The 19283-nt window shown below is 62.4% G+C and carries 14 protein-coding genes and 1 pseudogene; 7 read left to right on the top strand and 8 right to left on the bottom strand.

The annotated features are described in order from the left end of the window. Positions 1 to 10: 10 nt before the first annotated feature. The 7 genes from UW3_RS0114130 to UW3_RS0114100 form a co-directional block, all read right to left on the bottom strand. Positions 11 to 2575 carry a fimbria/pilus outer membrane usher protein gene (locus tag UW3_RS0114130; RefSeq protein ID WP_081492794.1) on the bottom strand — a complete coding sequence of 855 codons (2565 nt, stop codon included), beginning with the start codon at positions 2573 to 2575 and terminating at the stop codon, positions 11 to 13. An 86-nt stretch (positions 2576 to 2661) separates the two neighbouring features. Further along, positions 2662 to 3405 (bottom strand): fimbrial biogenesis chaperone, encoded by a 744-nt coding sequence (locus UW3_RS0114125; protein ID WP_026001322.1) that lies wholly within the window; start codon positions 3403 to 3405, stop codon positions 2662 to 2664. A gap of 87 nt (positions 3406 to 3492) precedes the next feature. Continuing rightward, positions 3493 to 4089 (bottom strand): fimbrial protein, encoded by a 597-nt coding sequence (locus UW3_RS0114120; protein WP_026001321.1) that lies wholly within the window; start codon positions 4087 to 4089, stop codon positions 3493 to 3495. Between the two features lie 171 nt (positions 4090 to 4260). After that, positions 4261 to 4908: a response regulator gene (locus UW3_RS0114115; protein WP_010223150.1), complete on the bottom strand. Its 648-nt coding sequence runs from the start codon at positions 4906 to 4908 to the stop codon at positions 4261 to 4263. 71 nt (positions 4909 to 4979) lie between these two features. Continuing rightward, entirely contained in the window at positions 4980 to 8210 is a 3231-nt protein-coding gene (locus UW3_RS0114110) for a hybrid sensor histidine kinase/response regulator (protein ID WP_010223149.1), read from the bottom strand. A gap of 79 nt (positions 8211 to 8289) precedes the next feature. Then, positions 8290 to 9483, bottom strand: coding sequence for a response regulator cyclic di-GMP phosphodiesterase PvrR (pvrR, locus tag UW3_RS0114105; protein WP_010223148.1), 1194 nt, complete (start codon positions 9481 to 9483; stop codon positions 8290 to 8292). Beyond that, complete coding sequence (locus UW3_RS0114100; protein ID WP_010223147.1) at positions 9470 to 12298, bottom strand: ATP-binding protein; 2829 nt, start codon at positions 12296 to 12298, stop codon at positions 9470 to 9472. The genes pvrR and UW3_RS0114100 overlap by 14 nt, the downstream gene beginning before the upstream one ends. A gap of 210 nt (positions 12299 to 12508) precedes the next feature. On the opposite strand from UW3_RS0114100, the gene UW3_RS0114095 reads away from it, so the two are divergent. The 7 genes from UW3_RS0114095 to UW3_RS0114070 all read left to right on the top strand — a co-directional run bounded on the left by UW3_RS0114095 (position 12509) and on the right by UW3_RS0114070 (position 18747). Further along, positions 12509 to 12886 carry a hypothetical protein gene (locus UW3_RS0114095; RefSeq protein ID WP_010223146.1) on the top strand — a complete coding sequence of 126 codons (378 nt, stop codon included), beginning with the start codon at positions 12509 to 12511 and terminating at the stop codon, positions 12884 to 12886. Positions 12887 to 13015: 129 nt separating this feature from the next. Further along, a complete protein-coding gene (locus UW3_RS0114090; protein ID WP_010223145.1) occupies positions 13016 to 13408 on the top strand; it encodes an ANTAR domain-containing protein in 393 nt (130 codons plus the stop codon). 198 nt (positions 13409 to 13606) lie between these two features. After that, positions 13607 to 15472, top strand: a complete 1866-nt coding sequence (locus UW3_RS26990; RefSeq protein WP_010223144.1) for a hypothetical protein — start codon at positions 13607 to 13609, stop codon at positions 15470 to 15472. A 96-nt stretch (positions 15473 to 15568) separates the two neighbouring features. Then, positions 15569 to 15934 carry a hypothetical protein gene (locus tag UW3_RS29570; protein WP_237716756.1) on the top strand — a complete coding sequence of 122 codons (366 nt, stop codon included), beginning with the start codon at positions 15569 to 15571 and terminating at the stop codon, positions 15932 to 15934. Next, positions 15925 to 17145 (top strand): hypothetical protein, encoded by a 1221-nt coding sequence (locus UW3_RS0114080; RefSeq protein WP_010223142.1) that lies wholly within the window; start codon positions 15925 to 15927, stop codon positions 17143 to 17145. Before UW3_RS29570 ends, UW3_RS0114080 begins: the two co-directional genes overlap by 10 nt. A gap of 10 nt (positions 17146 to 17155) precedes the next feature. Next, the gene (locus UW3_RS0114075; protein ID WP_010223141.1) at positions 17156 to 17809 is read left to right on the top strand and encodes a DUF1266 domain-containing protein; all 654 of its coding nucleotides are present in this window, start codon (positions 17156 to 17158) and stop codon (positions 17807 to 17809) included. 41 nt (positions 17810 to 17850) lie between these two features. Beyond that, positions 17851 to 18747 (top strand): LysR substrate-binding domain-containing protein, encoded by an 897-nt coding sequence (locus UW3_RS0114070; protein WP_010223140.1) that lies wholly within the window; start codon positions 17851 to 17853, stop codon positions 18745 to 18747. Here UW3_RS0114070 and UW3_RS29565 read toward each other — a convergent pair. Next, a pseudogene (locus tag UW3_RS29565) lies at positions 18748 to 19283 on the bottom strand (amino acid permease); the annotation flags it as partial.

Raw genomic sequence — 19283 nt, 5'->3', positions numbered from 1 at the left:
TGTGCCGTGCTCAGGGCTGGCACACCAGGCGCTGTCGCTCATAGTTCAACGCCTTGTCGCGCTCAGGCAAGTTGTATGGTGCGCTGCACTGGCGCTCCCCCCACTTGATTGTCAGGCTGCCCTGGTCTTCTTCCAGTAGTACCAGCGCCTTGCCGTTGGGGTCGGAAATCGCCAGTTGTTTGCCGCTGGCATCTTCCAGTGAAGCGCCGAACGGGATCATCCCGCCCTGTTCGTCGAACAGCTCGAACTGTACCCGCCGCCCGCTCTTGCCGGTGTAGCGGGCCACCACCACGGCGCCACGGCGTGGCACCAGTTGCTGGGTGGCGTTGTCGATTTCGATGTCACCGCCCAGCTCGCGGGTGTCCAGGCTGATCCAGTTGACCCGGTAAGGTTGCGCGCTGGGGATCACCGCGTAGCCGTTGCGCCCGGTTTCGACGCCGCTGTAGCTGCTGATCTTGGCGCCTTTGACCCCCGGCACCTGGGCCAGGGCGAAGGTTTCGCCGACGGTCTGGCCCAGGTTGATGCCGCCTTCGTGGGCGACCACGGATCCGGCAACGTTGAGGTTCTGCGAGTCGTAGCCGCGGCCCTGGCTGTAGCCCAGGGTAATGTCGGCCACCGAGGTGCGGGTGTTGAGGTTGGCCGACGCGGAGTTGCCGCCGGAGCTGCTGTTGCCGCCCTGTACCGAATAGAACGTGTCGCTGGTCTCGGACAGGTAGCCGTTGACGCCGACCTGGGTGCTGTCGCCGCCTTTTTGCGTGCTGGTGGTGATGAATGCACGCGGCGCGCGGGCGCGGCTGCCCAGTGGGAAGGACACTGACAGGTTGAGCTGGGTATCGCTGCTTGAGCCGCCAAAACCATCGCCCAGGTCTTTGCTGCGGGTGACGCCGATGTTGTAGCTGGCTTCGCCCCAATTGTTGCTGTAGCCGGCCGAAAAGCTCTGCGAGCCGCCGCGGTTCCAGTAGCGCTGGTCGCTGGCGTTGACGTACAGGCTGCCCAGTTCGCGGTTGCGGCCCATGCTCTGGTTGATGGTCAGGTCGGTGCGGGTCTTGGAGTTACCCGGGCGCCGTTCGAGGTCGCTGCTCAAGTCCTGGACGTGGTCGGTCAGGGTGCGGAAACCTTCGGTGGAGTAGCGGTACGCGGCCAGCGTGAAGTTGGTGTCGGTGCCGGTGAAGGTCTTGGCGTACAGGGCGCGCACACTATTACCCTGGGTGGTTTGCCCCTGTGCGCGGCTGCTCGAGTGGGTGACGTCGAATGACACGGCGCCCAGCGCAGTGTTCTTGCCGGCGCCCAGCGACAGCGCCTTGTAGTTGTCGCTGGCCTGTACACCGATGATGCCGGTGAGGTTGCTGCTGATGCCGTAGGCCAGGGTGCTGCTGAGAATGTTCGGCGTGGCCATGCCGTCGGTGTTGCTGTTGTATTGGCCGGCCGAGACGCTGTATTTCACCTGGCCTTCACGGACCATGATCGGCAGGCTGGAGAACGCCTGGGTGGTCACCCGGCGGCGACCGTCGGCTTCGATGATGGTGATCTGCAGGTCGCCGTTGGAGCCGGACGGGTAGATATCGCTGATCTCGAACGGCCCCGGTGGCACGCTGGCGGTATACAGGATGTAATTGTTCTGGCGGATCTCGACGGTGGCGTTGGTCTGCGCCACGCCACGGATGATCGGCGCGTAGCCGCGTTCGCTGTCGGCGCGCATGCCTTCGTCGGACGCAAGCTTCACGCCACGGTAGCGCACGCTGTCGAACAGGTCGGTGTCGCTGAAGATATCACCGGCGCTGAACTGGCCCTTGATCGCCGTTACGTCATGTTGCAGGTAGCTGCGGTTGCTCTTGAAGGTGCTCGGGCGGCCGGTGCTGCTGGTGAAGTTCGACTCGTTGCGAAAACGCCAGGCACCGAGGTTGATGCCGTTACGCAGGCCCAGGTTGTTGGCGATGCGGGTGTCGGTCTCGCCGGCGCTGCGGCTGCTGTTGAACTGGTAGTTGATAAACGCCGCAGGCACGCCGTCGTCCCACAACGCGGGGTCGACGTAACCGCGAATACCACGCTGCATCGCCACTTGCGGTACGCTGGCCGCCAACTGCAGGCGGGCGGCGTCATAGCGCAGGCTGGCCTGTTCGATCATGGCGGGCAGGTCGTAGCAGCTTTGCGGGGCGTTTGGGTCGAACTTGCCTTGGGCCTGCAGCTTGTTCATGTCGATGCCCAGCTGTTGCAGCAGTTCCAGGGTCAGGCAGGGCTCGACGCGGCCGGTGGCTGGGTTGCGGTTGAAGTCGACGTCACGCCGGCCCACCAGCACTTCGTTGCTGTACAGGTCGACCCGGTAATTGCCCGGCAGTACGCTGTTGGCCGACAGCAACAGTTGCAGGTCAACCGACGACGGCGCGCCTTGCAAAAAGGTGGTGTTGAAGGCTTCCAGTTGTTGCGCATCGCTGGCGTGCTGTTCGGCCAGGGCGGGCAGCGCGGCAACTACCGCCAGCGACAGGGCGCTCAACTTCAACAGGCTGGCAGTTGCAGTGTGGGCGCGCAGGCGTTGGCCGGCGCAATGAGTTGGCCTGTTACCGGAAGAAAAAGACATGCAAAGGAACCTGTATCATCGTCAATGACGACTGGGCGCGGCGAGGGGCGCAATCACGCGCAGGATTAAAGCCTTGGCCTCAATCGTTATTGTTTCGTCGGCGCTTCGGCAGCAGTACTGGCGTGGCCGCTGGACAGTGTCGCGGTGTACTGACTTTGCGCACCGTAGTCATTGATGCTGGAGAACATCAGGCGCACGTTGTTGTCGGCGCTTAGCGATTTAACCGGGAACGTTTTTACTTCACCGGGCGCCACCATGGTCGAATCCACGGCCAGCTCGCTGTGTTTGCCCGCCTCAAGTTTTATATCCGCCATCGACACGTGATACAGGCTCGGATTATTGACCTGCAACAGGGTCTTGCCGCTTTGGCGAAGCAGTTGCCATTGCAGTTCGGTCGGCGCCAGCAGGGCATTGCCTGGCAAGCCGGCGGGGCGGAAGAAAATCTTGATGCGCTGGCGCACAGCCAACTGCAAGGTGTTGGCCGCCGCCGCAGCCTGAGGGATTTCCTGTACGTTGAGCCAGACCACCGACTCTTTGTCGGCGGGCATGCCCGTGCCTTCGTACAACACCCGCAGCAATTGCTGTTCACGGGCGAACACCCGTGCCAGTGGCGGGGTGACGGCAAAGGGCACGCTGCGCTGGGTATCGTTGTCGTCGACCCAGGATTGAATCAGCACATCCTGGTTGCCATTGCGCACGGTGACGTTGGCTTCCTTGTGGTTGCCATCAAAGACAATACGCGTGGCACTCAATGAAATACTGGCCATGGCCTGGCCGGCCATGAGCATGCCGAGCAACCCCAGGCATGCGGGAATAGAACGACGCAACATGGTGTGTACCGTTTGATTCAGGGCTTTTGATTCAGCGTCAATGGCGAGGCCGGGCGGCCTCGCACATAGCAGTTCAGGCGCTACGCGTTATTCGTATTGCAGGATGAACGGCAGGGTGGCGTCACCGCGACCGGCAGTGGCGGTGCCGGCTGCGCCAGTGGTGACGTAGGCGGCGGAGAAGTTGAGGATCGCGTCGCCACCGGCAGCACTGGTACCGTGCATGTCGCTCTGGATCTTGGCGGTGGTTTTCGAGCTCAGGTCGATCAGCGCGCCGTTGCTGTCGAGCAGGGCGATACCGACGTTGGCTGCAGTGCCGGTGCCTTTGGTCAGGGCCAGGACTTTCTTGCCGGTGACCAGGCCCGAACCGCCGCTGGCAGCGTCAAAGATCATCGAGACTTTGGTGCCCAGGTTGCAGTTGACGTTGAGGTTGAAATCTTTACCGGTCACACGGCCCGAGGATGGGCTTTCGGCGGTGCCCATGTCCTTGATCGACACAGTGCCCATATCGACGGAAATCACTCGGTCGGCGTTGGCGCCGTCAACCGAGCAGGCGTCGTTGTTGATCACGCCGGTGAAGGTGATCTTGCCGCTGCCACCTTGAACAGGGGTCGGATCGGCAGCCAGGGCACTGCCGGAGGCGGCAATGACGGACAGGGTGATAAGGGCCAGTGAGAACTTCTTCATGGTGATGTCCATTTGTATTGGTTGGAAAGTGCTGCATGAAAATGCCAATACACAATAGGTCGCGGGGTGTTTGCCGAACATCAGACGATTCTTATAAGGTCTGTGCTGAAGAAGTGGCGGCTACTTGCGCAACAAAGCCATTGTCGACGGATGACGTTGTTGCCATACCGGTTAGTTGAAGATGCTGCGCTCCAAACAATAAGTCAGTAAATCCTGATCACTATTAACCTCCAGTTTGCGCATGGCCGAAATCTTTTGCGCGCTGATGGTTTTGGCACTTCGGTTCTGGCTGCGGGCAATATCGCTAACACTTTTACCGGCGACAAACAGGCGCAGTATTTCGAACTCCTTGGGTGACAGGGTGGCGAACCGATCCTCGATCGCCGCCGTGGTTTCGATGACCGAGGTTTTCGCCGGCTCCAGGCTGCGATACTGGCTCTGTTGGGCAACGGCCTTGAGTGCCAGCTGGATTTCCGTGTGCAGCTGGCTCTTCTGGATTACCCCGACCACGCCCAGCTCATGCAGGCGGGTGAGAATCAGGTGGTTGGAGATCATCGTCAGAATCAGCACCTGCAACTGCGGAAAGTGCCGTTTCAGGTAATCGACCAACTTCAGGCCGTCGCCGTAAGGTGAATCGGCCGGCATGTTGTAGTCAGTGATCACCAGGTCCACCGGTTGTTGCTCAAGCAGTTCGATCAGCCCTTTCGAGCACACGGCCTCGCCGACCACGCAAAAACGCTCGTCACGTTCTACCAGTTCGCGCACGCCAAGCAGCACGATAGGGTGATCGTCCGCGATGATGACTTTGAGTTTGTCCATAAAGGCCGTCCGTAGTACCGGTATAGAGGGTTAGAGGGTGTCCATACGGCCGCAGGTAAGCCTGATTGTTGTTACTCGAGCGCATCCACAACAGCGGCAAGTCGGCTCAGTATCTGCTGCACTTTCAGGTTCAGGGATGCATCGAGCACCCCGCCCGCCAGCTGACACTCCAGCGCCGTGCAGTGTTCGGCCAGGTTGATGGCCTGTACCGCGCCCAGGGCACCGGCGATGCTGTGCAGCCTTTGGGCAACGATTCTACCGTCACTTTGTTCCAGCGCGCAGCGGATCAGTTGCAAGTCATCGCGCATGGTGCTGATAAACAGCGGGCGCATCTTCTCGGAAAGCTGCAGGTTATCACTGGCCTGGACGGCTGCGGGGGCGGTGAGGGTATCCGGCTCGACCCTCGCGGCGGCGCTGTGCAAGGCCGGGCGACAGAGCTTGAGCAGATGGCCGCGCAGGGTTTGCAGGCTCAGCGGTTTGACGATCCAGGCGTTCATGCCCACGGCAATGCAGCGCATGCCTTCTTCGCGCATGGCATTGGCGGTAACACCGACAATCGGCAATTGCGGGTCATGCTCGCGCAGGGTGCGGGCCAGTTCATAGCCGTTCATGACGGGCATGTTGACGTCAGTCAGCACCAGGTCAAAGACCTCGGGTTGCCACAGGTGCAGCGCCTGTTCACCATTGCTGGCCACCACCGCGGTGCAGCCCAGGGCCTCGAGTTGCTCCTTGATGATGGCCTGGTTGATCGGGTTGTCTTCGGCCACCAGGATGCGCAGTTGCAGGTTGTCGGCCGGTTGTTCCGGGGTTTGCTGCTCAGCCAGCGGCTTGCCTTGCCGGGCCAGGGCGACCGCCGCGGCGATTGCGCGCACGCTGTGCAGGTCGACGTCCCAGCCCTGCGCGCTGTATTCAGGCGGGTTGCGCCCGCCCGCAGTGCACAGCACCCGTGGCCCGGGCCAGGCCTGCTCGGCGGCGGCCGGCAGTGCATCGACCAGAATTGCCGGCGCATGTTTGGCTTCCAGCGGCTGCGGCGCCAGCGTGGCAGGGACGCCCAGGCGGACAAGCCAGTCGAGCAATGATTGCGCCAGTTCCTGTACCGGCGCGCGCACATATACCGGCACTGTGTAGGTGACGCCTGGCGTACTGGCGGTCGCTTCGGCTGGCAGCACCGGCAAGCTCATGCGCAGGGCAAAACTGCTGCCCAACCCGGGTTCGCTGACCACTTTCAACTGCCCGCCCATCATTTCGCTGAGCCACCAGCAGATCGGCAGGCCCAGCCCGGCACCGCCTTCGCTGCAGGCATCCTGGACCTGATAGAACAGCTCGAACAGCTTGGCCTGCTGCGCCGTGGAGATGCCGATGCCGGTATCGGTGACCTGCCACTCCAGGCTGACACTGGCGTCTTCGTGGGCCAGCACCCGGGTGCGCAACACCACGCGCCCGGTGTCGGTGAACTTGATGGCATTGCTCACCAGGTTGTTGAGGATCTGGCGGATGCGCATCGGGTCGCCCAGCAGGCGCTCGGGCAGGGTGGCGTCGGTGCAGGCATAGAGCTGCAGGCCCTTGCGCTGGGCGAAGGCGGCATAGGTGTGCAGGGTATCTTCGATCAGGTCCAGGGGGCAGAACTCGATGGCCTCGATGGCCATCTGCCCGGACTCGATCTTCGACACGTCAAGTACGTCGCTGATCAGTTGGAACAGGGTCGCCGAGGAGCGCTGGATGGTCTGCAGGTATTCCTGCTGGCGTGGCTCCAGGCGGGTCAGGCCGAGCAGTTCGAGGGTCCCGAGTACGCCGTACAGCGGGGTGCGGATTTCATGGCTCATGGTCGCCAGGAACAGGGTCTTGGCTTCGTTGGCGGCATCGGCGGCGCGTCGGGCTTCTTCCAGTGCGGTGGCATCCTCGATGTGCCGAGTGATGTCGTTGAAGGCGTACAGGCGTACGTCCTGGCCCTGGTAGCGGGTCGAGACAAAGCCCACCTGCAGGTGACGGCCGTCGATTTCCAGGTGGGTTTCGCCCGTTTCACCCTGGTCGTGGCGGTGTTCCAGGGCATTGATCAGCTTGGCGCTGCCCGGCGATTGCTGGGCACGCTGGTTTTCCACCAGTACCTGGTTATCGGTGCGGCGCACCACGCATAATCCGGTGGGCGCGGTATCGATGACCACGCGGCTGAAGGCTTCGCTTTCGGCGATACTGGCATGGGCCTGGCGGGCCGGCAGGATCACTTGCCGGCGGTACCAGCGGTTGGCACCCCAGCCCATGGCGATGACCCCGAACAACAAGGCACCAAGGCTTGCCAGTGGCCACAGGGCATAGCGGAAAAAGCTGCTGTAGTTGAGGGCATAAATGGCGGTCCAGCCCGGGCCCGCGTGGTTGACCAGCTTGAACACCAGGCCTTCGGGCTTGAAGTTGATCCCTTCATGCAGCGGCGATTGCGGCCACAGCGATCCAATCAGCACCTGGCCGGAAGGCGCCACCAGGGTGAAGTGGTCATAGATCGACCATTCCATGGTGCGTTCATAATCATTGGCCTGGGACAGGTCTAGCACGCTGGCGATCATCACCTGGGTGTCGGCGCCTTTGATGTGTATCTCGTCTGCGGCCAGCTCGATGCCGATATACGCCAGCAGGCGCGCCGGGCCAGGGCTCTCGGCGCTCGGGCCATAATGCTGCCAGCAGACCTCCCCCTCGTTGAGCAACTGATGATCGCGCGGCAGGCGGTCGACCACGGTCTTGACCATGTCGATGAAGGTTTCATTGAGCGGTACGGTCTTGGTCCGTGAATGGCCGGCGGCCGGCACGGTAATGTCGAAGTTGCCGTGCTGGTTGAACAGAAATACATGCGGCGACTGGTAATGTGAAGTCGACCAGAAGGCACTGTAGAACGTCGCCAGGTGCACGCCGAGGGAAAAGATCTTGGCATGTTCGCTGGCGGCGATTTTTTGCGGGTCGATTTTTGCGCTGAAGGGCATGGAGTAAGAAAACGCCTGGCCCTGATAAATATTCGGGCCTTCTTCCGGCAAGGCTTTCAACAAGCGAACTTCGGCATTCTCGCCCTTGAGCAACTCGCCCTGGTGGCTGCGTTGCGCCAGGTTGCGCAAGAACACTTCCTGCTCGCGGATGTTTTCCATCAGCCGGGCAAAATGAAAGCGCACGGTGTCGTGCTCCTCTTCGACCAGGCGCTGAAACGACCAATAGCTGGTGCCCACCAACAACAACGCCAGCCCGAGCAGCACCATCATCCCTTTGTTCAGGCGCAACGAGCTGCGGGTGAGTTTGTCCAGCAGGGCGTTGTCGTGCTTCATCAGGAACTTCCGCAATAACGGTAATGTAGGTGGCTGGATGGAGTTTACCTCTGCTGGCAATTAAAGGCTGCGCGGCACATCAATAGAAGGTTGCCGGCCCGTCATGGTTCAGCAGTTGCTGGAACTGCTCGGACGACACCGCATGTGAAATCAGAAAGCCCTGGGCCTGGGTACAGTCGATCTTGCGCAACAGGGCAAGCTCCTGGGGCGTCTCGACGCCTTCGGCAACCACGGTCAGCCCCAGCTTGCGGCCCAGGGCGACGATGCTGGTCAGCGCCGAGGTCATGCCTTCGTTTTCATGGCAGCCCTGAACCAGGGCGCGGTCGATCTTCAGTTCTGTGAAGGGCGTGGAGACCAGGTTCATGTACGAGCTGTAGCCCTTGCCGAAATCATCCTGCGACAGGCCGAAGCCCTTGATGCGCAGGCGGCAGGCACCGGCGTAGAAGTTGCTGATGTCCTGGGGCACCGAGCACTCCATCAGCTCGAAGCAGATCTTGCCCGGGATGCCCTGGTGATGCAGGACGAACTCCAGCAGGCGGTCAGCCAGGTCATGGCTGTTGAGCAGGTGGGTTGGCAGGTTGATCGATACCGGAATGTCGTAACCCTGCTGGCGCCAGCGCGCCTGGGCGTGGATGGCCTGCTTGAGCATCAGCCACAACAGGCGCTCTTCCAGCTCGAAGGTCTTGAAGGCCGGCAGGAACGAGCCAGGCAACAGCACGCCTTGCTCGGGGTGCATCCAGCGCACCAGGGCTTCGGCGGCGACGATGCGGCCATTGCTGAGGGATTTTTTCGGCTGGAACCAGGCCTGGAACTGGCCGTTGCTCAGGCCGTGAATCAGCGCCTGGTAGTCGAACTGCGCCACTGCCGGCGGTACCTGCGGCGCACTGCGGTTCTTGCCGCCGAGCTGTTCGGTGAGGTTGCGCAGGGCGGCCGGCTTGACCGGCTTGGAGATCAAACCGATCACTTCTACGCCGAGGTTCTTGGCCACCAGGCTTGCGGCCATCAGCATGCGCTTGGAGGCGGCGCTCATGATCGCCAGGTCCGGCTTGCTGCGCAGCCTGGCCAGGCCCTGGATGAATTGCACGCCGTCCATGCCCGGCATCAGCAGGTCGGTGAGCACCAGGTCGAAGTCACGCCGCTGCAGGTGTTCCAGCGCTTCCTTGCCGTCCTGGGCCGCTTCGAAATGGAAATCGCCCAATTCGCTGAACAGGTGCTGCAGGTACATGTGCTGGAACGGGTGGTCCTCGACGATCAAGATGTTATAGGGCTTCATGGGAGGTCTCTTGATAAGGCGCCAGATAGTTGAACAGGGCCCGCAACGCGAAAGGTTTGACCAGGCAATGGTTCATTCCGGCAGCAAGGCACAGTTCTGCTTCGCCGCGCATGGCATTGGCCGTCGCCCCGATGATCGGGATCGAACAGCCTTGGCGGCGCAGCTCTCTGGCCAGTTCATAGCCATTGAGTTTGGGCATGTTCACATCGGTCAGGACCACATCGAAGTGCCCGTTTTTCCACAACTGCAGGGCTTCGTTGCCGTCCCCCGCCAACTCGACGGTGCAGCCGAGCTCCTCAAGCTGATCACGCAGGATGAGTTGGTTGATGATGTTGTCTTCGGCCACCAGGATGTGCAGGTCGAGCTTCTGTATTTCGCGCTTTTGCGGGTTATCGGTGCGGGCGATCCACAGTCCCTGGGCTTGTCTGACGGCCTGGTATAAGGCGCTCAGGTGGTTGAGATTGACCTGCCAGCGACCGTCTTCGAGCTGTGGCTCGCAGCAACCGTGGGCGCTGGCCAGGATCAGCGGGCCGGTCCAGTCGGCCACCAGCGGCTGTTCGGCGCTGCCAGGGTGCAGCTCCAGCAGCAGGCAGCCGCTGGCTGAGTCCGCGGGCGTCGGCCGCCCGACCTGGGCACGTGCGCCCCAGCGGCGCAGCCAGCCGCTGATCGACTGCGCCAGTTCGCGAATCGGCGAGAGCACATAGATCGTCTCGGGCAACAGGCCGCCCTGGGCGGGCAGGTCGGTGCTGGCCGACGCTTCTTCCAGCGGCAGGGTCAGGGTGAAGCTGCTGCCCAGGCCCAATTCACTGACCATGCGCAACTGGCCGTTCATCAATTGGGTCAGGCGCTGGCAGATGGGCAGGCCCAGGCCGGTACCGGCCACCACATTGGTGTTGCCTTCGGTCTGGTAGAACGGCTCGAAAATGTACGCATGGTCTTCTTCGGCGATGCCCTTGCCGGTGTCCGACACTTGCCACATCAGGCTCGAGCGTTCGCCATCACGGTTGATCAGCTTGACCCGCAGCACCACCCGGCCACTGTCGGTGAACTTGACCGCGTTGCTCAGCAGGTTGTTGAGAATCTGCCGGATCCGCGTCACATCGCCGATCAGCCGTTCCGGCAGTTGTGGATCGAAGCAGGCATACAGTTGCAGGTCTTTGCCCAATGCTGCGGCGCTGTAGCCCTGGATGACTTCGTGAACCAGCTCCAGCGGCGAGAATTCGCTCAGTTCCAGCGCCAGTTGCCCGGCTTCGATCTTCGACACATCCAGTACGTCGCAGATCAACTGCAACAGGGTCGCCGAGGAGCCCTCAATGGCATGCAGGTAGTCGCGCTGCTGGGCATCGAGCCGGGTCCGCGCCAACAGTTCCAGGGTGCCCAGTACGCCGTACAGCGGGGTGCGGATCTCATGGCTCATGGTCGCCAGGAACAGGGTCTTGGCCTCGTTGGCGGCATCGGCCGATTGCCGCGCCTCTTCCAGCGCCGCTTCCACCTGCTTGCGCGCACTGATGTCGCTGAAGGCGCAAAACAGCACGTCTTCACCGTTGTAGCGGGTTGGGGCGCTGCTCAGGTACAAGTGACGGCCATCGGCGGTGGCAAAGTAGTCAGTGCGTTCAGGTTGCTGGCTGGCGAAGGCCTGGTTGATCCAACCGGCACACAGCACATCGCGCTCCAGGCCGTCCCCCAGCCATTGTTGTGCCAGGGTGTTTTCCAGCACCACCTTGCCGTCGGTACGGCGCAGTACGCACAAGGCCACGGGCGCGGTCTGGATGACATCGCGGCTGAACGCCTCGCTTTCGATCAGGGCCTGGATGCGGTTGATCGCCGGGGCAATGAAACGATGTTCGATGCGGCGCATCAGCAGCAGGACCAGGGTCACGGTGAACAGGCAGAACAGCAGCGAGCCGACCAGTTGCTGCCACAGCCCGGTCATCACTGCCAGCAGGTCAATCGAGTACACCAATTGCCAGTCCGACGATTGCAGGTGTTTGCGGATCACCAGGTGGTCGGGTATCCAGCCGTCGCCGACAAAGCCGAAAAAGTTTTCGCCCTTCGAGTTGAGCAGCATCTGTCCCAATCGTGTGTCGTGGCTGTTGGTGAACACCAGCATGCCTTCGGAGTTGAGCATCATGAACTCGCCGGCGCTCTGATCACTGAGCGCAGTGGACACTTCGCGGCTGTCCATCTCCAGGCCCAGCCAGCCCGACTCGACGTCACGTTCATCAAGCCGGATGAAGATGTACAGGTACGAACGTTGCTCGGTCTGGTCGGTCAGCCACAGCTCGGCGCTGGGTGACGGGTTGTTGTCCTTGAGCGCCTGCAACTGTTCGAGCATGCGCGGCGAGAACCCGGGTACGCCGGGGGCGGAGTTGTACAAGCGCCTGACTTGCGCGTTCGGCCCGGTGTCGACATACAGCAGGCTGACCTGCTTGTCCTTCATGTAGTCGCGCATGCGCTGGGTCAGCCAGATGCTCCAGCGGTTGTCGGTGGTGCTGCCCAGTTGCAGGTGCACTTCTTCGGTCGATGGCAGGTAGACCAGGGGCTTGGCCTGCTTCGACTTGCGCACCGCCGACAGGCTCAGGCTTTCCAGCAAGGCTTCGCGATTGGTGAAGAAGGTGTGCGCTTCGGCAATCGCGCTGCTCATGTAGCCGCGACGCTGGGAGATGTCGTTGTTGAAGGTGAACAACAGAAAGTTGTACACGCCGCTGAGAATGCCGATCAGCAACACCACGGCGAACAAGCGCAGCAAGCGGCGGGCGGCTTCGGGGCTGGAAAGAAGGGGGCTGATTTGCAGCAGGTAGCTTTTTAATCTCATCCGCGGACTCTAGTGAGTCGCGTGCGCTACAGACATCAGACGATCCTTAAACATAGGCGTTGTCGACCCTGTTGGCCAGCCAGGCGCCGCTCATTTACCCGGTTCTGCGACCTGCTTGGCAAAGTGCGGCTTTGCCTATCAGACAATCCTTAAACAATGCGCCGTCTGGTCGACACTCAAGGTATCAACCGCTATCGCAGGAGTGTCGGCATGAACGGGAAGTATGTTGCTATCGCTGCAGGGTTGCTGTTCGGCCTGAACGGGGCCTGTGTGGCCGCCACGCCGGTCGCCCAAGGGGTGATCAATTTCACCGGCAGTATTGTCGAGTCGCCGTGCACGCCTTCGACCCAGGCCGGTGCCTTCAACCTCAACGATTGCCCGGCGCAGGTGCGGGGTACCCGTATCGGCCTGCAGCGGGTTGACTCGCAAGCGTCGGTCAGTGCGCCCGATCAAACCCCGGTCAACGTCAGGCTGGTGGCCGATAGCGGCAAGGCCGGGCGCTATTATCACCAGCAGTACGCGCTGGTGGATGCTGCCGGCAAGGCGGTCAGTTCCGGCGCCTACCTGATCACCCTGACCACGCCTTAAGCCTTCGGCGTAAGGGCGTTTGAGAATTGTCTTAGAGTCTGCGCCCACGACCAACGGTAACCTTGCCAATACTTCAGCGAGTCGCAGTGTCTATAAAGACTCGCGGAGCCCATCTGTCAGGTTTACCGAATGTCAAACACAGCATTGCGCATCGTCATCGCTGATCGGCAGCAGGATCAGCGCAGCAAGATAGAGAACATGCTCAACCGCCTGGGGTATTGCCGCGTTGCCCACTTGAGTAGCTTTCAAGCGTTGCAGGCGGCTACCCGGACGCAGGGCACCCCCTTCGACCTGTTGATCGTCAACACGGTGCTGGTGCCTTCCCGGCAGTTCAACCTGTTGAAGTTCTGCCACGACAACCCGCGCATCCGTCATGCGCTTATCTATGAAGGGCAGCGCGCCGACTCTTCGCAGGTGTCGGTGCCCGTCAATGGCAGGATTCAACTGTGCCTGTCACAGGCACCGGACTTCGATTCCATCAAACGATGCCTGCACAGTGTCGATCCGCTGTTTGCACGTTAATCACTGATCCCGCTCCCCCGCACGCCCTTTTTTTTTCAAACGCCAACTGGTAGCGTGCAGCACCTCGCTGTATTGCCCGATCCCTTTCGCCATCGTTGCCTGTCCAGGGCAGACGTACGCGGGTATCCGTTGGCCCATCAAGGGCGCCGGCGCAGGACGCATCGGGCGATGCACAGTCATTCGCAAAGGGAGTTCACAATGACGCAAAACAGCACCGTGCTGTCCGGCATTCAGCTGGATCAATTCATGGACCGTCTTGAGGTCGAGCATCAGGAACACGGTGCCGATTACCTGCTGAGCCAGCTGCGCGGCCAGTCGCTGAAGGCTGCTTCGCTGGAATCGATCGACCGCCTGCACGTGCTGTGGGTCAACGCCGGTGACGTCGATGCCGCCAGGGCGGTACTGGCCGAAGACGGTCAGGCGCTGCTCGAGGCCTGCGCTGACGAGGCGCGCAACGAACTCAAACTCAACCTGCTGGTTTACCAGCTGCGCCTGGCCAACTACCTCAAAGACGAGGAGGGCCTGCTGCAGGGGCTCGACAGCCTGCAGCAACTGAGCAACGAGCGGCTCGACTTCGACGTCGAGCAATACCGGCGCTATCGCATCTTCGACGAGCTCGAACACACCACGCTCGACGTCGCGCTCAAGGCCATCGAGGTGCGCCACACCCTGGCGCTGATCAACCCCGGGCGCCACGCCCTGCGGGCCTGGGACGATGCCGACCAGCACCGGCGCCGGGCCCGGGTGCTGGCCGCCCACGAGCAAGACGAGCAGGCCCGCGAAGCCGCCTTGAGTGCGATTGCCGCCTTGCGCACCGCAGGCGAGGATCAGGACGTCGACGCTAACGACTGGCTGTGGCTGGGCGACGGGCTGATCGAAATCGTGCCGCTGCGCCTGGCGATGTTCGAGCAGCCCGTCGTGCAGTCGATCGCCGAGTTGTCGCTGCCCCGGCGCCGTGAGTGGGAAGTGCGCCTGGCGCGGCTGGCCGCCCGTGCATTGCAGGCCCAGGGCGACCTGCCCGGGGCCCTGAAGATCTGTGAAGTGGCGAGCCGCAGCCTGGACTCGGATGGTGGCGATAACTTCATTAATTTCGAATTGCCCTGGTTGCTCGAAAGCGGGCGGATCGAGGAGGCTGGGCAACGGGCGTTCATGGATGTCTATGAAATGCTCGAGCAGATGTGGCCCGGCACGCCATTCTGGATTCACGACCGGTTGCTCGAGGCCGAGGACAACTCGGTGTGGTGGCCGCTGTGCGTGATGCGCGCCTGCGACAACGCCGCTTTGCTGGAGCGCTTTGTTGCCTGCCTGCCCGAGCGCAGCGAGGCGACACCGGCCTTGAACCCGTTGCTCGAAGCGCTGCACGCGACCCGGGAGAACCCCGAACTGCGCGACGCGCTGTTTGCCCAGGCGCGCGAAGAAGCCCAGCGCCGTGCGCCGAATCACCCATGGATCACCCGCCTGGTTGCGGTGCGAGAGGGCGATGCCGGCCTGATCGACGCCAAGACTGAGCTGGCCATGTTGCAGGACGCCGTAAAAGCCGGCGGCCTGCAGGATCGACGTAGTGCCTACAGTGTGTTCTGCGCGCACGTCAAAGCCTTCGGCGTCATCGATGCCCTCAAGCAGCCGATGCCGCAACTGGCCAGTGGCATGTACTGTTACGAGTACGCCGGGTATGTCGAGGACAAGGTGGAAGAGCAGGTCAAAAGCCTCGATGAAGCCACCACGAACGAAGCCTGGTCGCTGCTGCGCTTCCTGCAGCGGGCTGCCTACGAGCAGGGCCGGGTGCGCATGGAACAGTGCTTTGCCAGTGGCAGCGGCCACCGGTATGACGGCTGCGCCCACCTGTACTCGATGCTGTGCAACAACCTGGCAATCAACTACCGCTGCTACAACGACCAGCAGATGTATGACCAGGCCCTTGAACTGCACGCTTGCGGCATCGCCGCCAGTTCGTTTGCCGAGCACTATCACGGCGTGCTCAATGCACGTATCTGCCAGAAGGATTACGCGGCTATCGCTGAGGCGGCGGAGCAACTCTGGCACTACGCGGCGGATTACGGCTAAAGCCGCCATGAGCCGGATGACTACCTGCAAGACGTCACGTTTGCGCTGTATCGCCTGGATCGCGACCGGGAAATGTTGATCTGGCTGGAACGTATCTTGAAGTGGCAGGAAGAGCGCGGGGTCAGTGACAAGGACCTGGAATACTCGCCGCTGTTCGCCCGGCTGAAAGTCGCCATGTACCTGGCTCACAGCCTGCCTGAGGCGGCCACCGGCCTGTGGCAGCGTTACGCGTCGCAGGTCAATGAAAGGGACGAAAGCTCGCTGCTGGGCTGCGCTGGCGATGTGCTCAAGGACCTCGGGCGCAAGGAAGAGGCCCTGGCCTATTATCAGCGCGCCATCCTGCGCAGCGATCCGGACAACGCCGTCGACCAGAGAAACAATAAAGTCTTCAACGAGATGATCGCCGAGCTGCAGGCACCGCAAAAACCGGCAGGCAAGGCCTGGTGGCAGATATGGAAGTGACACCGGAGCTGCGACAGTCCGGTTATGCCCCGCGCAATGCGCTCAATGCCGATCAGCTCAAACGCGGTATTGCCGAGCGCAGCAAGGCCCGCAGTGATGCCCCAGAGGTGAGTAAATGGTTGCTCAACCATTTCTACCGTCATCTGGTCGGCAACTTCGAGCCGGCGCGCCGGATCCTGACCCTGGAGCAGGCCGTAGAGGTACTGGGAACGGAGCCACCGCCATGGGTGGCCAGGCACTTGAGCGACGTCGGTAAAGCGTCGCAGCAGGTGCTTGCGCCCCTGGTATGGGTCGACCCGGAGCAAGCCTCACTGCTGGCGCAGGAGGCCTTGCTGGTGGAGTTTCTCACCTCGCGCCAGGGCACTGCGCTGGCCGGCAAGCTTGATCGGATCAACTGCCCGCAGGCGCTGGCGCTGTGGGAAAAAGAACACGCGCAGATGGCCGCGCGGGTTGACCAGGGCTGGCGTCAGAGCCAGCCTGAGGCCTTGGCCACGGTCGTGACTACCGGCGAACATGTATTGCAGGAGCTGCGGCCCGACAGCCCGTTGTTGCGCGCCGAAATGGCCTTTGAAAGCTATGTGATGCGCCATTGCCTCGGCCAGTTCGCCGACCGCCGCGCCCTGAGCGGTGGCTACGGCGAGCGCTATGCCGAAGCGGTGGAACAGCGGCGCATGCGTGTGCTCAGTTTTCGCGACGGCCAGGGCCAGCCGCACATCACCATCAGCCTGATTGTCCAGGCCGACGGCACCTTGACGGTCGAGCAGGTCAAGGGCAAGCAGAACCGGCCGCCGGTCGAGCGTTACTACCAGGACCTGCTGCAGTGCCTGAATGCTCTGGGCACCGACCAGCAGACCCCCGCTGACTGTCTCGCCATCGGCATCGTGCGCACCGAGTCCGCCTGGCTGCGTATCGAAGAGGTCACTGATGCTACCGCCCAGACCCGTCTGGTAGCCCGCTACCCGCAACTGTACGAGCGCCTCGATGCACCGTCGGCCATGGTCGAGTGGCTGGTGGCCGGGCGTCAGCCGCAGCAGTTCTTGCAGGCTGCCCCGCAAGCGGTGTCGGTCAAGTACGCCACCCGGCATATCCTCAGCAAGCGCGCTGAGCGTCAGCTCAATGATCCTCTGTATCAGACCGAAGGTGTGCCGTGGCCGGACATGACGCCGGCCGAGGGCGAGGAAATCCAGGCCTGGCAAGCCCGGGCAAGGTAAGGAGAAGCGCATGTTTTTACTGATCGCGGCGGTTGTTTCAGCCTGGTTGTTGTGGCGGGCGTTGCGACCGCGCGCCGCGCCGTTGTTCAGTCAGCGCAAGCACTGGTCGCTGTTGCTGGCCAGGCCCATGGCCGATGCGATGGGCGTCGAGGGCTTCTACTCGCCGGCCTGCGATCACTTCAACGAGCAAGCTCAGAAGATCGTGCGGGCAGCGTTGCTGCACCAGGCCGGGGTTCGCAGCAACTGCGATGATGAGGCGGTGCGCGCGCACTTCAGCGCGACCCTCGAACAGCAATGGTACAGCCTCGACCTGCAGGCGCTGACGGCCAGCGATGAGCCGCGTGCGGCGATGGCCTTTGCCTGTGCGCGGGTGGCGTTTGTGGCCCGTTGCGCGCTGCTGATGCGCTGGCTCGAACCTGATCTTGCCTGGCGTGTGCTGCTGCTCAATGCGCAGCGGGCGCAAGACTGTTTCGACAGTTGGGAAGATTTCGGCAAAGCCTATAAGCTGGGGCGCGAGCAGTGGGTCGCGGCGTTTCGCGTCGACTCGCTAGGCGAAGCGTTCCACGAGCAGCATCTGCGCCAGTTGCTGGCCCCCGGCAGCGGTGCCTGGGCCGATATCCCCTGGCATACGCCCGCGGCGTTGAGCCCGGCGCTGGCGGGGTAACTGCGCGACTGTTGGTTTCAGCATCCCAGAGGGGCATTGCGATGATCGGCTTCACCTTTCGCCAGTTGGAGTATTTCGTCGCTGCCGCCGAGCAGGGCAGCGTCAGTGCGGCGGCGCGCACCAAGCATATTTCCCAGCCGTCAGTATCGCTGGCGCTGTCGCAGCTGGAGGCGAGTCTGGGCGAAAAACTCTTTCATCGCCAGGTCAGCCGCGGTCTGGAACTGACCCCGGCAGGGCGCACCTTGCTGGAGCAGGCGCGGGAGATGCTCAACCTGGCCTCGGCAATCAGCGGCAAGGGCGAAGAGCAACAGGTGGTGCGCGGGGCCTTGAGCCTGATCTGCTTCCAGGACCTGGGGCCGTATTACGCGCCACGGCTGCTGAGCGGCTTTCGCCGGCGCCATCCGGAAGTCACCATCACCCTGTTCGAGGCTGACCTTGCCGAGGTCAATCGACGTCTGGCCGATGGCAAGGCGGAGTTGGCGCTGACCTATGACGTGGGGCTCGATGCGCCGATCGAAAAACGCGTGCTGGCGCAGTTGACGCCTTATGCCTTGCTACCGGCCGACCATCCGCTGGCGCTGCAGGAGCGGGTCTCACTGGTGGACCTGGCCAATGAATGCCTGATCCTCGAAGACATCGCCCGGACCCGCGAATATTTCCTGTCGTTGTTCTGGGCCCATGACCTGCAACCGGCAAGCCTGCAACTGACCCAGACCTTCGAGATGCAGCGCGGGCTGGTCGCCCATGGCTATGGCGTGGCGCTGTCCTGTACCCGGCCGGTGGCCGATTGCAGCTACGACGGCCAACCCCTGGCTTGCAGGCCGCTGCTGGAAACGGTCAGCCCGCAGCCGGTGGTGCTGGCCCAGTCCAGCGCCATGCGCCCGTCGCCTGCGGCGCAGGCGTTCCTCGACTGGGCCAGCGAGCAGTTTCCGGCCTGATCAGCGGCTGACCGGATCTGCCAGGGTTGCCAGCGGTTGGCGGGCGACGAACAGCCAGTAGCCCAACGACAGCAAGGCCAGCCAGCCGATGCCCACGTACAGGGCCATGCGTGTGTCCGGGAACCAGGCCAGCACGCCGAAGATGAACAGCATGAACACCACCGCACACGCCGGGCCGACCGGCCAGAACGGTACCGGGAAGTGCAGCCTGGCGACCTCGTCGGCGCTCATGCCACGGCGCATGACGATCTGCGACAGAAGGATCATCAGCCACACCCAGACGATCGAGAAGGTCACCACGGCGGCGAGGATCAGGAACAGGTTGTCCGGGGCCAGGTAGTTGAGCACCACCCCCAGCAGCAGGGCGACGGCCATTACCACTACAGTCATCCACGGCACGCCAAAGCGCGACAGCTGGGCAAAGCTGGCGGGCGCCTGGCCGTTGTGGGCCATGCCGTACATCATCCGCCCGGCGCTGAAGATGTCACTGTTGATCGCCGACACGGCCGCCGAGATCACCACGATGTTCAGCAGTG

This window comes from Pseudomonas donghuensis (assembly GCF_000259195.1).
In the GTDB taxonomy this organism is placed as follows: domain Bacteria; phylum Pseudomonadota; class Gammaproteobacteria; order Pseudomonadales; family Pseudomonadaceae; genus Aquipseudomonas; species Aquipseudomonas donghuensis.
The sequence above is the reverse complement of the archived record's forward strand: the minus strand, read 5'-3'. Positions and strand labels throughout refer to the sequence as shown.

What these genes read in the sequence shown, in the direction of transcription:
- UW3_RS0114075 (WP_010223141.1), top strand. Translation starts at nt 17,156, where the DNA reads ATGTTTTTACTGATCGCGGCGGTTGTTTCAGCCTGGTTGTTGTGGCGG.
- UW3_RS0114090 (WP_010223145.1), top strand. Translation starts at nt 13,016, where the DNA reads ATGTCAAACACAGCATTGCGCATCGTCATCGCTGATCGGCAGCAGGAT.
- UW3_RS0114095 (WP_010223146.1), top strand. Translation starts at nt 12,509, where the DNA reads ATGAACGGGAAGTATGTTGCTATCGCTGCAGGGTTGCTGTTCGGCCTG.
- UW3_RS0114110 (WP_010223149.1), bottom strand. Translation starts at nt 8,210, where the DNA reads ATGAAGCACGACAACGCCCTGCTGGACAAACTCACCCGCAGCTCGTTG.
- UW3_RS0114115 (WP_010223150.1), bottom strand. Translation starts at nt 4,908, where the DNA reads ATGGACAAACTCAAAGTCATCATCGCGGACGATCACCCTATCGTGCTG.
- UW3_RS0114080 (WP_010223142.1), top strand. Translation starts at nt 15,925, where the DNA reads ATGGAAGTGACACCGGAGCTGCGACAGTCCGGTTATGCCCCGCGCAAT.
- UW3_RS0114125 (WP_026001322.1), bottom strand. Translation starts at nt 3,405, where the DNA reads ATGTTGCGTCGTTCTATTCCCGCATGCCTGGGGTTGCTCGGCATGCTC.
- UW3_RS0114130 (WP_081492794.1), bottom strand. Translation starts at nt 2,575, where the DNA reads ATGTCTTTTTCTTCCGGTAACAGGCCAACTCATTGCGCCGGCCAACGC.
- UW3_RS0114070 (WP_010223140.1), top strand. Translation starts at nt 17,851, where the DNA reads ATGATCGGCTTCACCTTTCGCCAGTTGGAGTATTTCGTCGCTGCCGCC.
- UW3_RS0114100 (WP_010223147.1), bottom strand. Translation starts at nt 12,298, where the DNA reads ATGAGATTAAAAAGCTACCTGCTGCAAATCAGCCCCCTTCTTTCCAGC.
- UW3_RS0114120 (WP_026001321.1), bottom strand. Translation starts at nt 4,089, where the DNA reads ATGAAGAAGTTCTCACTGGCCCTTATCACCCTGTCCGTCATTGCCGCC.
- pvrR (WP_010223148.1), bottom strand. Translation starts at nt 9,483, where the DNA reads ATGAAGCCCTATAACATCTTGATCGTCGAGGACCACCCGTTCCAGCAC.
- UW3_RS26990 (WP_010223144.1), top strand. Translation starts at nt 13,607, where the DNA reads ATGACGCAAAACAGCACCGTGCTGTCCGGCATTCAGCTGGATCAATTC.